This is a genomic window from Streptococcus suis (assembly GCF_024509555.1).
Lineage (GTDB): Bacteria > Bacillota > Bacilli > Lactobacillales > Streptococcaceae > Streptococcus > Streptococcus suis_AD.
On sequence record NZ_JAMWEL010000004.1, the window covers coordinates 77,845 to 95,430 of the forward strand.

A 17,586-nucleotide genomic window follows, 5' to 3' on the forward strand; every position below is an offset into this window, starting at 1 on the left:
TCACTGAAGTCACAAAATCAAAATAGAGTGGCTATTAAGTGTGCGTTAGAGTAAAAATTTAATATTAAAAATGAGTTTATCATATTTTTTTTGTTATACTAGAAGTAGTAAAACAGGAGGGTTGACCATGGGCATTTTGACAATGGATAAAGCCTTTGTATTCTAAAAAAATAATACAAAGGAGAACATCATGATTACTTACAGACAAAATCCTCAACTTGATTTTCAAGCAGTCCTAGACCTCTATGCTTCTGTGGACTGGACAGGATATACCAGCCATCCAGAAATGCTAGAGAAGGCCTTGGAACATAGCCTACTGGTTCTCGCTGCCTTTGACGGTGGCCGTCTAGTTGGTCTCTTGCGAGCGGTTGGTGACGGGCATTCAATCGTTTTTATTCAGGACATCTTGGTCCTGCCACCCTATCAGCGACAAGGGATTGGGCGTCATCTTTTGGAGCAGGCCGTTACCCACTTTCCGGGTATTTATCAGCTTCATCTCCTGACGGACAATACAGAGAAGACACGGACTTTTTATGAGGCACTTGGCTTTACAGCTGTTGAAAGATTGGACTGTGTCGCCTATACTTATTTAAAATAAGGAACGATTTAGAAATGGAGAGGCTGGTCGACCAGCCTCTTGCTTTGAGCAGATGATTTGAATTTTAAATCAAAAAGAGTAGAATATAATTATCAATAATTAGTAACAAAGGAGATGAACAATGGCAACTGTACTAATTGTAAAGGCTCACCCCCTCGACGCACAAAAGTCCTACGCCTTGCGGGCCTTGGAAGAGTTTCAAACTCGTTACGCCAGTTTGCACCCAGAAGATCAGATAGAAGTAGTGGATGTCTTTGAAGACCAGATTCCAGCCTTGGACAAATCCTTGTTAGCGGCTATGGGAGCAGCTAAAAAAGGCGAAGTTATCAGCCCTGAGCAAGCGGAGCAGTTGGACCGCTACAATGCCTTGACCCAACAATTTCTTGCAGCAGATAAGATTGTTGTCGTCAATCCTCTCTGGAATCTCAATGTGCCAAGTCAGTTGGTATCTTGGGTCAATACCATCAATGTAGCAGGTCTGACCTTTAAGTATGGCCCAGAAGGCTCTATCGGTTTGGTCAAGGACAAAAAGCTCCTGCACATCCAGTCCAATGGTGGCGTTTATGCAGGTCAAGATCCAGCTGCCCAGTACATCAAGTCTATCTTTGAATTTTTAGGCTTTCAAGACATTCATCAGGTCTTTATCGAAGGGCAATCTGCCGATCCAAGTCAGGCTCAAGCTATTTTTGAAGAAGCAATGGCTAAAATTGATCAGATTTTGGAAAGTTATTAAAAAACTGGTTCCTAAGAGCCAGTTTTTTGCTTGTCCTGTTCGATTGCTAAAGAATAATGCTTGCTGACCTCGGTGTAGTAGCTGACCACCAGACCTGACAGGCTTCCCAAAAAGAGAATGCCGTAAATAGCTAAAATAATGCTGATAATCCGTCCAATACCAGTGGTGACCAGCAAATCTCCATAACCAACAGTCGTCGCTGTCACAAAGCTGTACCAAAGGCTGTCCCCATAGCTAGTAAAGTTAGGCTCCAACCAGAGTAGCAAACCAGCTGCTAGAAAGATAAAACTGAAAAAGGAAGTGAGAAAAGTGGCAAAACCAGTCACTCTCAAGATATGCCAAATGATGCGAAGGCGGAGGATTTGTTTTTTATTCTGCATGTTCCTACTTTCTTTCTGCGATATAATCTAATTTACTCTGCCGACTGCGTTTCTTAAAGAGTGCCTCGGCGGACATGGCTTCCTGTTTACTAGCAAAGGCTTCTTGATAGAGCAAGCTGACAGGCAAGCGTCCGCGGGTGTACTTGGCCCCTTTCCCACGATTATGGGTAGCAAGCCGCTTCTCCACATCAGTAGTATAACCAGTATAAAGACTCCCGTCGGCACATTCCAAAACATACAAGTAGGCCTTATTTTCCATAATAAATCTCACGAATGGCAGGAGTATAGTCGCCATTTTCCTCATGGACAACCAGAGGTGGCAGGATGTGCAGCCCGTCCACCGAGCCGTCCTTGATTGCCTCAATCAGTAACATATTGGCCTCCTTGCTGGCCTTGGGATAGACAAACTGGATGCGTTTGGGAGCTAGTTTGTAGGTTCTTAATGTGTCCAAAATATCTAAAAATCGGTCGGGCCTGTGGACCATGGCCAAGCGACCATTGGACTTGAGCACCTGTTGGGCCACCTGGCAAATGCTGTTTAGGTTGGTCGCGATTTCGTGTCTGGCTAGGAGATAATGCTCGCTTTCATTGAGGTTTGACTCTTTATCTACCTTGAAGTAGGGAGGATTGCAGAGCATCAAATCAACCTTGGAGCGCAAATCATACTGGGGCAGATTTGCCAAGTCGTCATTGATGACCGAAACCTGTTCCTCCAGTCCGTTGAGGGCAATGGAACGGCGGTTCATATCCGCCAAGCGTTCCTGTAATTCGACCTGAATAATCTGGGTCTTGGTTCGTGTGGAGGCGAAGAGGCCCACCGCCCCATTTCCGCTACAAAGATCAACAATCAGCCCCTTCTGAGCAGGCATTTTTGGAAACTGCGAAAGAAGAACGCTGTCAATCGAGTAGCTAAATACCTCCCGATTTTGAATAATCTGAACATCTGTCGAGAAGAGCTGGTCAATCCGCTCCCCGTCTAATAACTCAATATTTTGCATAGGTTTATTATACCATCTTTGAATGAAAATCACTGTGTATTTTGAATGAAAAGAGAGCGAATACCCCGCTCTCATCTCTTAAACAAAAAATTCTACCCAAGCCCCAACAAGCAAGAAAGCGATACAGAGATAGATTTGCCAATTTGCCCTCAACAACCATTCTTTAGACCAAAAGGCACTGCGGGCTGTACCGACAGAAGCAAAAAGCAAGAGCCCAAGCCAGAAGGTTGGCCCCCTGTCCAACCATTCTCCAATGCTACCAAGCAACAACAATATCATTAAATAAAAATTCAAACTCCGATAATATTCTTTATTAAATTCCTTAAACATATAAAATCCTCACAATACAAAGAAGGAAATGATTGTCCAACTAGCAATCAATCCAATTGTCAGATAAATCTGCCATGTTTTTTTAATCCAGCTGCGTGGTTTAAAGAATGCCAGATAGCCGACATAAAGTCCCAAGGCAAGCTGAATAAAATCGAACACCCCAAAGATTCCCCTTATAACTACGAAACTAAAGGTCACTAAACAAAATAGGAAAAAGTAAAATTCCCAAGTCCGATAAAATGCTGAATTGAAGTTTTTAAACATAAGAGTCTCCAATCTATTTACCCAAAATGAATTTCAGATAAATAATCACCACGATTGATCCTATATAGAAGATGTAGCCCATGCGAGTGAGCTCCTTTTCTTCCTTGAAGAAAAATACCCGAATGGCATTGATAAAAATAATCAGACAGGCTAATAGGCTATACCATGCAGGGGTTTGGGAAGGTTCTAGCAAAAAGTCTGACAGAAAAAAACAAGTCCAAAAAATCATAGAATAGAAGCCACTATATCGATAGAAATGCTTGTTAAACTGGAATTTCATGACAATCACCTCTCCTTCTTTTATTATATCAAATAATGTATAGGTTTAAAAGTATTTATTGGTAAGTCCAACCTAGTCTAGTTATAAAGATAAACTATAACAAAGCTCCCTATTTTTCTATAAGCATTTTTTGAGGTTTTTCACACCAAATCGTTCATTTCATGCTAGACTAGATAGTGACTTAGATTGGAGTAGAGGATATGACAGATTACAAGATTGATACGATTTTAGCGCATACGGGCATCAATACTGATGAAAAAACAGGGGCCTTGATTTCCCCTATCCACCTTTCAACCACCTACCAACACCCAGAATTTGGTCAATCAACAGGCTTCGACTATACACGGACCAAAAATCCTACCAGAGCTAGCTTGGAAAAGACCTTGGCAGCGATTGAAAAGGCTGACTATGCCCTCGTGACCAGCTCGGGTATGGCTGCCCTGGTCTTGCTCTTTAATAGTTTCCCAATTGGCAGTAAGGTGGTTGCGGCGCGTGATTTGTATGGTGGCTCTTTCCGTTGGTTCAATGAGCAGGAGCAGTTGGGGCGCTTTAGTTTTACCTATGCTAACACAGAAGAGGACTTGTTGGCTGCTATCACAGACCAGACAGACTATGTTTTCCTCGAAACACCGACCAATCCACTCATGGTAGAGTTTGACATTGCCAAGGTTTCGGCTGTCGCCCATGCCAAAGGTGCCAAGGTGATTGTCGATAACACTTTTTATAGTCCTATTTATCAAAATCCTCTCTTGCTTGGTGCCGATGTTGTCTTACACTCAGCGACCAAGTATCTATCAGGGCATAATGATGTCCTAGCAGGCGTACTCATGACCAATGACCAGGCCCTCTATGACAAGCTCTTCTATGACCAAAATACAACAGGTCCAACCCTTTCGCCATTGGATGCCTACCTACTCATGCGAGGTCTGAAAACCCTCTCTCTCCGCATGGAACGAGCAACACAAAATGCACAGAAAATTGTAGCCTATTTGGAAAATAGCCCAGCAGTCAAGCAGGTTTATTATACAGGCAAGGGGGGCATGATATCTGTGAAAGTTCTTGATGAAAGCCGCATTCCTCACATTCTCAATACCCTAGAGGTCTTTACCTTTGCAGAAAGTTTGGGAGGAGTGGAAAGCCTGATTACCTATCCAGCTACCCAGACCCACGCAGATATTCCAGCTGAAACCCGTCATTCTTACGGACTGACAGATGATCTTCTTCGTTTGTCAATTGGTATCGAGGATGCGGAAGACTTGATTGCAGATTTAAAAATAGCCTTGGAGGGATAAGAGATGACCCAGTATGATTTTACAACAAGACCTGATCGATTGGGTCACCATTCAGAGAAGTGGAAGACGAGTGAGCAGGATCCAGAACTCTTACAACTTTGGGTTGCGGATATGGATTTTGAGCCCTTGCCCGAAATTCGCTCTGCCATTCGCCAGTATGCGGACCAACACATTTTCGGCTATCCCTACGCTAGTGATTCTCTCTATCAATCCATTATTGACTGGGAAAAAGACCAACACGGCTATGAGGTTGGAAGAGAGAGTATTGTTTTAATTGAAGGAGTGGTGCCGGCGCTTTCAGTCGCTATTCAGGCATTCACTGAAGAGGGAGATGCCGTCCTCATCAATACGCCTGTGTATCCTCCCTTTGCCCGCACGGTAAAATTAAACAATCGTCAGTTGGTGACCAATTCTTTGCGCGTGGAAAATGGCCAGTTCCAAATTGATTTTGAGCAGCTGGAACGAGACCTTGTAGAACAGGAAGTGAAACTCTACATTTTCTGCAATCCCCATAACCCAGGTGGTCGTGTTTGGACCAAGGAAGAAGTGGAAAAAATTGGCCAACTTTGTCGTAAGCATAAGGTATTGTTGGTTTCAGATGAAATTCACCAAGACCTTACGCTTTACGGAAATAAACACCACAGTTTCAATACGGTGGACTCAGATTTTAAAGATTTTTCCATTATTCTATCTTCTGCCACGAAGACGTTTAATATTGCTGGTACCAAAAATAGCTTTGCCATCATTGAAAATCCAGACTTGAGAAAGGCTTTCACGAGGAGACAGTTGGTCAATAACCAACATGAAATTCCAGCGATTGGTCTTATAACGACTGAAACAGCCTTTCGCTACGGTCGACCTTGGTTAGCAGAATTGAAAACAATTCTTGAGAAAAACATCGACTTTGTGACGGACTATCTGACCCATCATACCAAGATAAAGGTCTTGAAACCACAGGGGACTTATCTGGTTTGGTTAGACTTCTCAGCTTATGATGTGGAACATGTTGAAATCCATCGAAAACTAAGAGAGGAGGCAAAAGTTGTCCTAAACGATGGACAAACCTTTGGAAAAGAAGGACTCCAACATGCCCGACTCAACGCAGCCGCACCGTTTGAAACCATCAAAGAAGCCTGTCAACGAATCGCAAGAGTGTTTGGATAGATGTATAGTAATATGAATTAGAGAAAGTACACATCTAAGTTTATCAATTTTAGAATTCTAAAACAATTCTGGGAATGGGATCCTGACACTAGAATATAAGTTTTCCCTATTTTTAATTCAAACTACGATAAAAGGGTGTTCTGACAAAAAGTCAGAATACCCTTTTCTTTGTCATCGAAAAAGATAGCTCTTATAGGATAAACCTATGAGATCCGAAATTTTCGATAGTCACTTGGACTCTGATGATATTGATTTTTAAAGGCACTGCTAAATGTTAATGGGTCTTGATAGCCAACTGAATTCGCAATTTCAGTAATACTGAGATCGGGATTAGCAAGTAGTTGACATGCGTGGTTCATCTTGACTTGGACAATATAATCTTTAATAGAATATCCAGTTTCTTGCTTGAAAATCTTATATAAGTAGCTACGACTTAAGGCCAGTTTTTCAGCAATTGCAGATACTTTGACTGGACTGTTGTACTGAGAGTGTATGATCTTTATCGCATGATGAACGTAAGTTTTTGCAAGTGTTGACGCCTCTTTGAGTGAATCATTTGGAAACTCTTGTACTAGCGCTGCAAGCAATTGGTTTAAATGACCAATTAAAATAAGTTCAGTAATCATTGGTAGGGATTGAACCTCTGTTTGATTGATATCGATCATTTTTTTTAATATTTCTGACTCAAGATGTGAATGTAAGAAATATTTTTCTAGGAGTCGGCTCTGAGAAAGAATCGTCTCAGCTCTAGAACCGCTGAAACCAACCCAAGTATAGGTCCAAGGGGTGTTCTCATCTGCCTGATAAAAAATAGATTGATTCTTTGGGAGCACAAAGATATCTCCGGCAGTTAATTCGGTCGTTTCACCATTGATTAAAATTTTCCCTTTTCCATTTGTAATAAAATGGAGTACATAATTGTCGCGAATAGTAGGTCCAAAGGAATAGCCACTGTCACATTGTTCGGCTCCATAATGGTCAACGTTTAAGTCAAAATTATGACTATCAAATTCATTATAGATATTCAGAATATTCATCTCTACTCTCCTTAGGAAACATTATACCATGTTTAAGATACAAAAGACTATTAATTAAAGCGTTTTCATTTTGTAAAATAATGTATGTAAAAGAGATAGGAGACGTAAACATGATTCAATACTCAGAAGATAATCGCCTCTTTCACCTAAAAACAAGAGAGTTTTCATATATTATTCAGATCTTGGAAACAGGGGATGTGGTTCATAGATATTTCGGAAAAAAGGTTAAACATTTTAGTCCGGGAAACAAAATCACATATTTAGATCGTTCTTTTTCACCAAGTCCAATTTCTGGCAACAGAACCTATTCGATGGATACCTTACAACAGGAGTATTCTAGTAATGGTTTAGGTGACTTTCGAACAGCTGCCATTGACTTGCGAAATGAATTTGGTGTGGCCTTGGATTTAAAGTATAAGGCACACCGCATTCAAAAAGGGAAACCGAGATTAGAAGGTTTGCCTTCAAGTTTTGCCACTGAGGATGAGGTAGAGAGTCTTGAGATTGATCTCTACGATCAGCTAACAGACATCACAGTTACCCTTCAATACTGTGTATTTGAGAATGCGAATTACCTCAGTCGCTCTGCGAACATTCAAACTGGTCAGTATGCTACAAAAATCGAAAAGGCTTTGTCTTTTACCCTCGATTTTTCACATAAGGATTTTACAGTCCATAGCTTAGCTGGACGCTATGGTTACGAGAAAGAGTGGACACAAACACCATTAACCAAAGGAAAATTTTCTATTGGGAGTATTCGTGGAGCCTCAAGTCATTCAAAAACACCATTCTTAGCGTTGGCGGATCCAACAACAACCGAAGATAGTGGTCATGTCTATGCTGCTCAATTAGTTTATAGTGGAAATTTCACTGGATTTGTAGAGGTGACACCACTAGAGACATGTCGTTGGGGCATGGGGTTAAATGATGAACAATTTAGTTGGGAGTTAAGCAATCATTCTAATTTCCAAACACCTGAAGTTCTCTTATCATTCACTGATAAAGGCTTAACTGGTATGACACAAGATAGTCATGAGTTCATAAAAAATCATATTGTTACTCCGAAGTTTAGTCATAGAGAACGCCCAATTCTCATTAACAACTGGGAAGGAACTTATTTTGACTTTACTGAAGATAAGATTGTAGAACTGGCTAAAACGGCTAGTCAAGTAGGAGTTGAGCTTTTTGTACTGGATGACGGCTGGTTTGGTAAACGGAACAATGATGAGAGTTCATTAGGCGATTGGAAGGTCAATTTGGAGAAATTGCCAAATGGCTTAACTGGTCTGGCAGATAGAATCAACCAACTTGGTATGGAATTTGGTCTGTGGTTTGAACCGGAAATGATTTCAATTGATAGTGATCTGTATAGGGAGCATCCAGACTGGGCCATTCAAATTGACGGAAGACAACCAATTTACAGTCGTGAGCAACTGGTCTTGGATTTAACTAAGTCAGAAGTTTGTGATTATATTATTGATTCGGTCTCAAGCATATTGGAATCAGCTCCGATCAGCTATGTAAAATGGGATATGAATCGGAATATCACAAGTATGTCTCCAGCCTATGCAAATGATCAACGCTACGAATTCCACCATCGCTACATTTTAGGTCTCTATCGGGTATTGGATACCTTGACCAAGCGATTCCCAACTATCCTATTTGAGTCATGTGCCGGTGGCGGTGGTCGAAACGATTTAGGCTTGCTCTATTATATGCCACAAGCATGGGCTAGTGATAATACAGATGCGATTGGTCGACTTTCTATCCAAGAAGGAACGAGTTTGATTTTACCTGCCTCTTCTATGGGAGCGCATGTGTCAGCTGTTCCAAACCATCAAGTTGGTCGAATAACACCGCTTGCAACTCGTGGTAATGTAGCCATGATGGGAGGAGCCTTTGGATACGAGCTGGATGTGACCAAGCTTGCTCAGGAAGAGCTTGAAGAGATTCGTCAGCAAGTTCAAACATACAAGACTATTCGCGGAACCATTCAAGAAGGCTTGCTTTATCGCTTGAAAAAAACAAGCAATACATGGGCTGCTAATTATGTCAATAAAGATAAAAGTCAAGCAGTATTCACCTTTGTTAAGATACTGGCTCAATCAGAAGCTCCGCTTTTACAAGTTCAATTAAAAGGACTTGACCCAGATGCCTTGTATGAATGCCCTCAATTGGGAGAAACATTCTACGGGGATGAACTGATGAACATTGGTCTTACAATGCCACATGTTCAAAAAGATTATTTTAGTGTACAATATATTTTTAACAAAATCTAGGAGGATTTTATAATGAAAATGAAAACATTTTTAAAATGTGCATCGGTTTGTGCTTTTGCCAGCTTCTTGGTAGCTTGTGGTAACGCAGGTAGTAGTGATAAGGTAGAAATTGAATTTTTCTCACAAAAACCAGAAATGCAGGCTACCCTTCAAGAAATGATTAATGATTTCGAAAAGGAAAATCCTACGATTGATGTTAAATTTTCAAGTGTACCAGATGCTGGAACTGTTTTGAAAACCCGTATGGCTAACAATGAAGCACCGGATGTGATCAACATTTATCCACAAAATGCGGACTTTAAAGCATATGCGGCGGATGGACGTTTCCTAGAAATTGGTGATGATGCAGGTCTCAGTCATCTAAAAGATGGTGCTGTAACGCCTTATCTTGTTAACGAGAAAAACTATACTCTTCCATTGACAGCTAATGCCTATGGTATCTACTATAACAAAGACAAATTCAAAGAACTGGGTCTTGAAGTTCCAACTACCTATGCAGAATTTGTGGCTTTGGTAGACAAAATCAAGGCTGATGGCAGTGCAGCACCGTTTGCTCTTTCATTGAACGATGCTTGGTCATTGAACGGCTACCATCAGTTAGCTTGGGTCACTGTTGCGGGTGGATTTGATGGTGCTGAAGATATTCTGATCCGCAGTGCAAAGGGAGCAATTCAAGATGATGCTACAACAAAAGCAGTTCTAGAACGCTTACAACTGTTGACAGATAATGGACAAAAAGGGGCAACTGGTGCGCTTTATGCAGATGCGGTGGCAGCCTTTGCAGCAGGAGATGCTCTCATGCTTCCACAAGGTACATGGGCAGCTACAGCCGTTAACCAACAAGAACCAGAATTTGAATATGGTATGTTTACCTTCCCTGGTGATAAAGAAGGTGGTGACTATACCATTGGTGCAGCTGACCTTGCTCTATCAGTATCGGCTGAGTCAGAGCACCCAGAAGAGTCTAAAAAATTCCTAGAATACCTCTCTCGTCCAGAAGTAATGCAAAAATACTATGATGTAGATGGTTCTCCAACCTCTGTTGAAGGTGTAGATACAGAAGGTAAGTTTGAAGAAACAGCCGGAGTGACACAATATGCCTTTACTGATAAACACGTAGTTTGGTTGCAATCTGAATGGGAATCAGAGGAAGAATTCTGGAATATCACAGTAGAAGCAGTGAAAAATCCTAACTCAGCAGAATTAGTGAAAAAACTGAATGCATTCTTTGACCCAATGAAAAAATAATTCAAGAAAACTATAAGGAGGGCTAGAACAGCCTAGCTCTTCTTTATAGTTGCTTAGGGTCAGTTTGAATACCCCCTAACCACTCCATTCAAACTGTCCCTAAGCAACTATACATTATAGAAAAAAGGAGTACCATGATGAATCAAAAAGGTTTTATTGCCAAATATTGGCCCTATCTATTTGTTGCCATACCAATTGGTCTACAGTTAATCTTTTTCTTCTATCCCTTATTAACGGGAATCTATTATAGTCTGACGGATTGGAATGGATTGACATCAGATTTTAGTTTGATAGGTATTCAAAACTATCTAGATATCTTGAAGAATCCTGATTTTTATACATCTATGACTTTTACCATTATCTTCACCATTGGTTTGGTCATCGGAGAAATTGTTATAGGGATTTGGTTGGCTAGTCTCCTCAATCGTAAGATCAAAGCTGTTGGTTTCTTTAGAACCTGGTATTTCTTCCCTGCGGTTCTTTCAACCGTTACTTTAGGCTTGATTTTTGTCCAATTGTTCAACTATGGTTTCACACAAATTGGAGAATTACTACATATTGATTGGTTGATGGAAAACTTATTGGTACAAGAAAATACTGTTATTCCAGCCGTACTCTTTGTGGCCCTCTGGCAGGGATTGGCGATGCCAGTCATCATCTTCTTATCTGGTTTACAAAGTATTCCAGAAGATGTGAAAGAAGCAGCTGCAATTGATGGTGCAACACGCTCTCAACAATTCTTCAATATTGAACTTCCATTCTTATTACCATCTATCAGTATGGTTTTCATCTTGGCAATGAAGTCAGGTTTGACAGCATTTGACCTTATCTTTGCACTGACAAGTGGTGGTCCAGATGGCAAGACAGAGTCACTTGGTTTATTAGTCTATAACTATGCCTTTGTTGATAATAAGTTTTCGTATGCGAATGCTTTAGCGGTGGTCCTCTTTATCTTTATCATTGTGATTTCATTGATTCAGATGAAGATTTCTAAGAAATTTGAAGTATAGGAGAGTAAATATGAACAAGCACAAACAGAAAAATTGGTGGGTTTACTTAGTTCTCTTTAGTGGGATATTGTTCATGTTTATTCCACTATTGGTAACCATTATCAGTTCTTTTAAACCAACAAAGGAAATTACAGGAAATTTCTTTGGTTTGCCACAAGAGTTTACATTGAGCAACTATGAACGCCTGTTTAATGATGGGATTGTACAATATTTTGGCAATTCTGCCTTGATTACGATTGTAGCAATTGGCTTGATTCTACTTGTTATTCCAATGGCAGCTTTCGCCGTAGCCCGTCAAATGAAACGCCAGACAGTGTTTAACTTTATCTACTTTTTCTTGATTATTGGGATTTTTGTACCTTTCCAAGTGATTATGCTCCCAATGACCAAATTAATGTCAAGCCTTGGTTTGAACAATATTGTCGGTTTGATTATTCTATATTTGACCTATGCAGTTCCTCAGGCCCTCTTCCTCTATGTCGGCTATATTAAGACCATTGTTCCTGAAGAAATGGATGAGGCGGCAGCTATTGATGGCTGTGATAAATTTACTATGTACTGGAAAATTATTTTCCCGCTCATGAAGCCCATGCACGCAACCGTTTTGATTATCAATGCCCTCTGGGTCTGGAACGATTTCCTCTTGCCGCTCTTGGTTTTGAATCGTGATCAAAGCATGTGGACTTTACCTCTTTTCCAATACAATTACCAAGGTATGTATTTTAGTGACTATGGCCCATCATTTGCATCCTATGTTGTGGGGATTATCCCAATATTATTGGTATACCTTGTCTTCCAGAAACATATTATTTCAGGTATGACAAGTGGTTCTGTCAAATAATTACAAAGGTTGACTTGTTCAACCTTTTCTAAAAAATAAAAAAGAAAAGGCTTACAAAGGAGAATATCGATGAAAATTAAAAACCAAGCTATGTTGATTACCTATTCTGATAGTTTAGGCAAGAATCTCAAGGATTTGAAAAAAGTTCTTGAGGGACCATTAAAGGATGTTGTGGGAGGTATTCACATTCTACCATTCTTCCCATCATCAGGTGACCGTGGGTTTGCGCCAATGGATTATACAAAGGTAGACCCTGCATTTGGAGATTGGTCAGATATTGAAGCATTGAGCAAGGACTACTATCTGATGTTCGATTTTATGATCAATCATATTTCTGCAAAATCTCCTTATTTCCTTGATTTTCTTGAAAAGAAAGATGAATCAGCTTATGCAGATTTGTTCATTCGCTATAAAAACTTTTGGCCAAATGGTGAGCCAACGCAAGAAGATGTTGATTTGATCTATAAGCGTAAACCTCGTGCTCCTTATCGAATTGCAACATTTGCTGATGGTAGCGAGGAGAAGGTATGGTGTACCTTTGATGAGCAACAGATTGACTTGGATGTGACTACAGAGACAACACGCCGTTTCATCCAAGAAAATTTGGAACAGTTGGCAGAACATGGTGCTTCGATCATTCGTTTGGATGCCTTTGCTTATGCCAATAAAAAAATCGGAACCAACTGTTTCTTTGTGGAACCTGATATTTGGGAAATGCTCCATTTTCCACGTCAGTTATTGGCACCAAAAGATGTAGAAATCTTACCAGAAATTCATGAACACTACACCATTCAGCAAAAAATTGCGGAACAGGATTATTATGTTTATGACTTTGCCTTGCCAATGCTGGTTCTCCACGCTTTGTATTCTGGTCATGTCAATCGCCTGGTTCACTGGATGGAGATTTGCCCTCGCAAGCAATTTACAACTCTTGATACACATGATGGAATCGGTGTTGTGGATGTTAAGGATTTGCTGACGGATGAGGAGACAGAGGAAACGCGTGAAGCCTTGTATGCCCAAGGTGCCAATGTGAAGAAAATTTATAGTACAGAAGCCTATAATAATTTGGATATTTATCAGATTAACTGTACTTATTATTCTGCCCTCGGCAATAACGATCAAGCTTATCTATTGGCGCGTGTTCTCCAATGCTTTGCACCAGGTATTCCACAGATTTATTATGTTGGTTTACTAGCAGGCGAAAATGATATTGAACTTTTAGAATCAAGTAAGGAAGGGCGCAATATCAATCGCCATTACTATGATTTGGAAGAAATTGAGCAGGAAGTGCAACGGCCAGTTGTACAATCCTTGTTCAAACTACTTAAATTCCGCAATACAAGTCCAGCTTTCGACGGAGAGTTCTCTGTTAAGATGGTAAATGAAAATACTTTAGAAATTTTCTGGGATAATAAAGATGCTGGCGTATCAGCGCGTTTAACTACTAATCTGAAAGAAAAAAACTTTGAAATTGTTGAAATTGAAGAGGGCAAAATGACCACAATTGAGTTATAATATGATTATATGGAAAGAGGGGGATTCCTCTTTTTCTTGCGTAAATAAGATTGTACAGAAAGGATCAATCAAATGCCAGAAATACAAAAAACAGATTGGTGGAAGAAGTCCGTCATTTACCAAATTTATCCTCGTAGTTTTCAAGATTCAAATGGAGATGGAGTAGGGGATATTCGAGGGATTATCAGCCGATTAGATTATCTCCATGAGCTTGGAATTGATGCTATTTGGCTCAGTCCTGTTTATCAGTCCCCCATGGATGACAATGGTTACGACATCAGCGATTACCAAGGAATTGCTCCAGAATTTGGGACCATGGAAGATATGGAAGAGCTGATTGCAGAAGGCCATAAGCGCAATATCAAAATAATCATGGATTTAGTGCTCAATCATACCTCGGATGAACATTTCTGGTTTCAAGAAGCCCTCAAAGGACCAGATAATCCCTATTATGATTATTATGTTTGGGCTGATGAACCGAATGAATTACGCTCGACCTTTTCAGGCTCTGCTTGGGAATACGTTCCACATCTGAACAAATACTACCTCCACCAATTCTCTGTTAAGCAACCGGATTTGAACTGGAAAAATCCTGCTCTGAAACAAGAAATTTGGGACATGATCAATTTTTGGATTGAAAAAGGTGTCGGTGGTTTCAGGCTAGATGTGATTGATTTGATTGGAAAAGAACCGGAAAAATTAATTACAGCCGATGGACCGACTCTCCATCATCTTATTCAGGAATTAAATGAGAAAACCTTTGGTGCATACGACTTAGTGACTGTTGGGGAGACATGGAGTGCCAATCCAGAAAATGCTCAGTTATATTCGCATCCTGACAGAAAAGAATTTTCGATGATTTTCCAATTTGAACATGTCGGACTGGATCAGCAGGAAGGGAAAGAGAAGTGGGATTTGGCACCGCTTGATCCAGCTCGTTTGCATAAGGTTCTATCCAAATGGCAGACTGAACTGGTTGGTAAAGGCTGGAACTCACTTTTCTGGAATAATCATGATTTACCACGTGCCATTTCTCGCTTCGGTGATGATCGACCTGCATTTCGTGAACTAAGTGGTAAAATGTTAGCTATTTATCTTCATTTTATGTCAGGGACACCTTATATCTACCAAGGTGAGGAAATTGGTATGATTAATACACCAATTACGGATATTAGCCAAGCGGACGATATTGAAACTCGTCGCATGTATGCGGAACGGATTGAAAATGGCTTCACCAAGGAGGAATTGATTACTTCTATAAATGCCAAAGGCCGTGATAATGCTCGCCGTCCAATGCAATGGACAGAGGCAGAAGGAGCGGGCTTCAGTACAGGTCAAGCCTGGCTGGCTTTGGGAGATACTGTCAAAGATATCAACGTTGATAAAGCACTAGCTGATAACCAATCGCTTTTCTACACCTATCAAAAATTAATTGCTCTTCGGAAAGAGTATCCTTGTATGTCTGAAGGAAAATATGAAGTGATGGAGACTGGAAATAGCTTGGTGATGGCCTACCGTAAATATGATGAACAGGATGATTTCATTATTTTAGTCAATTTCACAAGTGAAGAGCAAGCTTTTAAGTTATCTCTTGAAGACTACTCCTTATTTATGCATAATTATGATAATAGTGTGATTTATGATAAGCCAATATTGAGACCTTACGAAGCACTTGTTTTCAAAAAATAAGCTGTACTTCCTTTCTTTTCCCAAGCATTTTTCCAATTTTTTTGGTAAAATGGAAAAAACAATAAAGAGAGGTTTTATCATCATGGGGAAATTCCAAGTCATTTCGCACCCACTCATTCAGCATAAGTTATCTATCCTTCGTAGAACTACAACTTCTACAAAGGATTTTCGTGAGTTGGTAAATGAAATTGCCATGCTTATGGGTTACGAAGTATTGCGTGACTTGCCACTTGAAGATGTGGAGATTGAAACACCAATCACTAAAACAGTTCAAAAACAAATTGCAGGTAAGAAATTGGCTATTGTACCAATTCTTCGTGCAGGTGTCGGTATGGTTGACGGCTTGCTTAGCCTTGTACCAGCGGCAAAGGTCGGGCACATCGGTATGTATCGTGATGAAGAAACGCTTCAACCTGTTGAGTACCTTGTGAAATTACCAGAAGATATCGACCAACGCCATATTTTTGTAGTAGACCCAATGCTTGCTACAGGTGGTTCAGCAATCTTGGCTGTTGATTCCTTGAAAAAACGTGGCGCTTCAAATATTAAATTTGTTGCCCTTGTTTCAGCTCCAGAAGGTGTCAAAGCTCTTCAAGAAGCACATCCAGATATTGATATCTACACGGCAGCCTTGGATGAAAAACTCAACGAAAAAGGCTATATTGTTCCAGGTCTTGGTGATGCTGGGGATCGTTTGTTCGGTACAAAATAATGATACTAGAAACCAGTTTGTCTGGTTTCTTTTTTCATCTATTGAAAACGTAGTTTTTATTTGACCAATGTTGACTAATTCTATATAATGGGTTCATACTTGTTATTGAAATAAAGGAGGATTCGTATGATTCCAGTAGTTATTGAACAAACCAGCCGTGGTGAACGTTCTTATGACATTTACTCACGCCTATTGAAAGATCGTATTATCATGCTGACAGGACCAGTTGAGGATAATATGGCAAATTCTATCATTGCTCAGTTGCTTTTCCTTGATGCCCAAGACCCAACCAAAGATATTTACCTTTATGTAAATACACCTGGTGGATCTGTGTCAGCTGGTCTAGCTATCGTTGATACCATGAACTTTATCAAGGCTGATGTGCAAACCATCGTCATGGGGACAGCTGCCAGCATGGGTACAATTATCGCTTCAAGTGGTGCCAAAGGCAAACGTTTCATGTTACCAAATGCGGAATACATGATTCACCAACCAATGGGTGGAACAGGTGGCGGTACACAGCAAACGGATATGGCCATTGCAGCAGAACACTTGCTCAAAACCCGGAACAAATTAGAAAAAATCTTGGCTGACAATTCAGGAAAAACAGTGAAGCAAATCCACAAGGATGCAGAACGCGATTACTGGATGACAGCAGAAGAAACGCTAGCTTACGGATTTATTGACCAAATTATGGACAATACGAAAGCAAAATAACTGTATCATTTGAAAGAGGTGATTGATTCATCTCTTTTTTGTTTGAGCATGCTCTAGCTTTTCATTTTTATATTAAAATTGTATAATAAATAGAGAGCTATTTAAGAGGAGAAATCATGTTTGAGAAACAGTCACGGACAAGTTTAACGATTTATTTACACTACAATCGAGATGCACGGAAACTCAGTCAATATGGTGATATGATTTACCATTCCAAACGATTGCGTTATGTATCTGTATATATCAATCAAGAACAGCAAGAAGAGATAGTTGCAAAATTGAAGAAGGAAAAGTTTGTCAAAAAAGTAGTTCCTTCTTACATAAAAGAAATTGACCAAAATTTTGTAGGTAATTTGTGGCGAGAAGAGGAGTCAACACTATAAAGATATGAGCAGGCTAACGGGCCTGTTTTTTCTTACTCTTTCTTTTTTAAAAATTTTTTTCTTTTTTTGTTGACAATTTTCTGATAATTCAGTATATTAGATACATCGCAAAA

19 protein-coding genes are annotated in these 17,586 nt (G+C 40.1%); 13 read left to right on the forward strand and 6 right to left on the reverse strand.

The genetic code is table 11. The features are described 5' to 3' along the window. Window positions 1-190 precede the first annotated feature (190 nt). A complete protein-coding gene (locus NF418_RS03000) occupies window positions 191-598 on the forward strand; it encodes a GNAT family N-acetyltransferase (protein ID WP_256778374.1) in 408 nt (135 codons plus the stop codon). A 121-nt stretch (window positions 599-719) separates the two neighbouring features. Further along, entirely contained in the window at window positions 720-1,331 is a 612-nt protein-coding gene (locus NF418_RS03005) for an FMN-dependent NADH-azoreductase (RefSeq protein ID WP_256778375.1), read from the forward strand. Window positions 1,332-1,342: 11 nt separating this feature from the next. Here the strand turns inward: NF418_RS03005 and NF418_RS03010 are convergent, their stop codons facing one another. The 5 genes from NF418_RS03010 to NF418_RS03030 form a co-directional block, all read right to left on the reverse strand. Then, window positions 1,343-1,711, reverse strand: a complete 369-nt coding sequence (locus tag NF418_RS03010; protein ID WP_256778376.1) for a potassium channel family protein — start codon at window positions 1,709-1,711, stop codon at window positions 1,343-1,345. Between the two features lie 4 nt (window positions 1,712-1,715). Next, window positions 1,716-1,970, reverse strand: a complete 255-nt coding sequence (locus tag NF418_RS03015; protein WP_256778377.1) for a GIY-YIG nuclease family protein — start codon at window positions 1,968-1,970, stop codon at window positions 1,716-1,718. Further along, the gene (locus tag NF418_RS03020; protein ID WP_256778378.1) at window positions 1,960-2,709 is read right to left on the reverse strand and encodes a tRNA1(Val) (adenine(37)-N6)-methyltransferase; all 750 of its coding nucleotides are present in this window, start codon (window positions 2,707-2,709) and stop codon (window positions 1,960-1,962) included. The genes NF418_RS03015 and NF418_RS03020 overlap by 11 nt, the downstream gene beginning before the upstream one ends. A gap of 78 nt (window positions 2,710-2,787) precedes the next feature. Next, window positions 2,788-3,039 (reverse strand): hypothetical protein, encoded by a 252-nt coding sequence (locus NF418_RS03025; RefSeq protein WP_256778379.1) that lies wholly within the window; start codon window positions 3,037-3,039, stop codon window positions 2,788-2,790. Between the two features lie 9 nt (window positions 3,040-3,048). Further along, on the reverse strand, window positions 3,049-3,198 hold the full coding sequence (locus NF418_RS03030; protein WP_256778380.1) for a hypothetical protein: 150 nt from the start codon (window positions 3,196-3,198) through the stop codon (window positions 3,049-3,051). Window positions 3,199-3,783: 585 nt separating this feature from the next. On the opposite strand from NF418_RS03030, the gene NF418_RS03035 reads away from it, so the two are divergent. Further along, complete coding sequence (locus tag NF418_RS03035; protein ID WP_256778381.1) at window positions 3,784-4,875, forward strand: cystathionine gamma-synthase; 1,092 nt, start codon at window positions 3,784-3,786, stop codon at window positions 4,873-4,875. Between the two features lie 3 nt (window positions 4,876-4,878). Next, on the forward strand, window positions 4,879-6,039 hold the full coding sequence (locus tag NF418_RS03040; protein WP_256778382.1) for a MalY/PatB family protein: 1,161 nt from the start codon (window positions 4,879-4,881) through the stop codon (window positions 6,037-6,039). 203 nt (window positions 6,040-6,242) lie between these two features. Here the strand turns inward: NF418_RS03040 and NF418_RS03045 are convergent, their stop codons facing one another. Next, the gene (locus tag NF418_RS03045) at window positions 6,243-7,076 is read right to left on the reverse strand and encodes an AraC family transcriptional regulator (protein WP_256778383.1); all 834 of its coding nucleotides are present in this window, start codon (window positions 7,074-7,076) and stop codon (window positions 6,243-6,245) included. Between the two features lie 110 nt (window positions 7,077-7,186). Here NF418_RS03045 and NF418_RS03050 point away from each other — a divergent pair, with 110 nt between their 5' ends. The 9 genes from NF418_RS03050 (at window position 7,187) to NF418_RS03090 (ending at window position 17,473) form a co-directional block, all read left to right on the forward strand. Continuing rightward, window positions 7,187-9,355 (forward strand): alpha-galactosidase, encoded by a 2,169-nt coding sequence (locus NF418_RS03050; protein WP_256778384.1) that lies wholly within the window; start codon window positions 7,187-7,189, stop codon window positions 9,353-9,355. 12 nt (window positions 9,356-9,367) lie between these two features. Then, a complete protein-coding gene (locus NF418_RS03055) occupies window positions 9,368-10,603 on the forward strand; it encodes an extracellular solute-binding protein (RefSeq protein ID WP_256778385.1) in 1,236 nt (411 codons plus the stop codon). Window positions 10,604-10,740: 137 nt separating this feature from the next. Beyond that, window positions 10,741-11,613: a carbohydrate ABC transporter permease gene (locus tag NF418_RS03060; RefSeq protein WP_256778437.1), complete on the forward strand. Its 873-nt coding sequence runs from the start codon at window positions 10,741-10,743 to the stop codon at window positions 11,611-11,613. Between the two features lie 10 nt (window positions 11,614-11,623). Beyond that, complete coding sequence (locus tag NF418_RS03065) at window positions 11,624-12,454, forward strand: carbohydrate ABC transporter permease (protein ID WP_044686342.1); 831 nt, start codon at window positions 11,624-11,626, stop codon at window positions 12,452-12,454. Between the two features lie 69 nt (window positions 12,455-12,523). Further along, on the forward strand, window positions 12,524-13,972 hold the full coding sequence (gene gtfA / locus NF418_RS03070) for a sucrose phosphorylase (protein WP_256778386.1): 1,449 nt from the start codon (window positions 12,524-12,526) through the stop codon (window positions 13,970-13,972). Window positions 13,973-14,044: 72 nt separating this feature from the next. Beyond that, window positions 14,045-15,661 carry a glycoside hydrolase family 13 protein gene (locus tag NF418_RS03075; RefSeq protein WP_256778387.1) on the forward strand — a complete coding sequence of 539 codons (1,617 nt, stop codon included), beginning with the start codon at window positions 14,045-14,047 and terminating at the stop codon, window positions 15,659-15,661. An 82-nt stretch (window positions 15,662-15,743) separates the two neighbouring features. After that, entirely contained in the window at window positions 15,744-16,373 is a 630-nt protein-coding gene (gene upp / locus NF418_RS03080; RefSeq protein ID WP_105113118.1) for a uracil phosphoribosyltransferase, read from the forward strand. A 126-nt stretch (window positions 16,374-16,499) separates the two neighbouring features. After that, complete coding sequence (locus tag NF418_RS03085) at window positions 16,500-17,090, forward strand: ATP-dependent Clp protease proteolytic subunit (RefSeq protein ID WP_074389118.1); 591 nt, start codon at window positions 16,500-16,502, stop codon at window positions 17,088-17,090. A 116-nt stretch (window positions 17,091-17,206) separates the two neighbouring features. Then, the gene (locus tag NF418_RS03090; protein WP_256778388.1) at window positions 17,207-17,473 is read left to right on the forward strand and encodes a DUF2129 domain-containing protein; all 267 of its coding nucleotides are present in this window, start codon (window positions 17,207-17,209) and stop codon (window positions 17,471-17,473) included. The last annotated feature ends 113 nt before the right edge of the window (window positions 17,474-17,586 follow it).

Coding starts and splice junctions, on each gene's coding strand:
- NF418_RS03035 (WP_256778381.1), top strand. CDS start 3,784: ATGACAGATTACAAGATTGATACGATTTTAGCGCATACGGGCATCAAT.
- NF418_RS03055 (WP_256778385.1), top strand. CDS start 9,368: ATGAAAATGAAAACATTTTTAAAATGTGCATCGGTTTGTGCTTTTGCC.
- NF418_RS03025 (WP_256778379.1), bottom strand. CDS start 3,039: ATGTTTAAGGAATTTAATAAAGAATATTATCGGAGTTTGAATTTTTAT.
- NF418_RS03020 (WP_256778378.1), bottom strand. CDS start 2,709: ATGCAAAATATTGAGTTATTAGACGGGGAGCGGATTGACCAGCTCTTC.
- NF418_RS03085 (WP_074389118.1), top strand. CDS start 16,500: ATGATTCCAGTAGTTATTGAACAAACCAGCCGTGGTGAACGTTCTTAT.
- NF418_RS03015 (WP_256778377.1), bottom strand. CDS start 1,970: ATGGAAAATAAGGCCTACTTGTATGTTTTGGAATGTGCCGACGGGAGT.
- NF418_RS03060 (WP_256778437.1), top strand. CDS start 10,741: ATGAATCAAAAAGGTTTTATTGCCAAATATTGGCCCTATCTATTTGTT.
- NF418_RS03065 (WP_044686342.1), top strand. CDS start 11,624: ATGAACAAGCACAAACAGAAAAATTGGTGGGTTTACTTAGTTCTCTTT.
- NF418_RS03000 (WP_256778374.1), top strand. CDS start 191: ATGATTACTTACAGACAAAATCCTCAACTTGATTTTCAAGCAGTCCTA.
- NF418_RS03045 (WP_256778383.1), bottom strand. CDS start 7,076: ATGAATATTCTGAATATCTATAATGAATTTGATAGTCATAATTTTGAC.
- NF418_RS03075 (WP_256778387.1), top strand. CDS start 14,045: ATGCCAGAAATACAAAAAACAGATTGGTGGAAGAAGTCCGTCATTTAC.
- NF418_RS03090 (WP_256778388.1), top strand. CDS start 17,207: ATGTTTGAGAAACAGTCACGGACAAGTTTAACGATTTATTTACACTAC.
- NF418_RS03050 (WP_256778384.1), top strand. CDS start 7,187: ATGATTCAATACTCAGAAGATAATCGCCTCTTTCACCTAAAAACAAGA.
- NF418_RS03010 (WP_256778376.1), bottom strand. CDS start 1,711: ATGCAGAATAAAAAACAAATCCTCCGCCTTCGCATCATTTGGCATATC.
- NF418_RS03040 (WP_256778382.1), top strand. CDS start 4,879: ATGACCCAGTATGATTTTACAACAAGACCTGATCGATTGGGTCACCAT.
- NF418_RS03005 (WP_256778375.1), top strand. CDS start 720: ATGGCAACTGTACTAATTGTAAAGGCTCACCCCCTCGACGCACAAAAG.
- gtfA (WP_256778386.1), top strand. CDS start 12,524: ATGAAAATTAAAAACCAAGCTATGTTGATTACCTATTCTGATAGTTTA.
- upp (WP_105113118.1), top strand. CDS start 15,744: ATGGGGAAATTCCAAGTCATTTCGCACCCACTCATTCAGCATAAGTTA.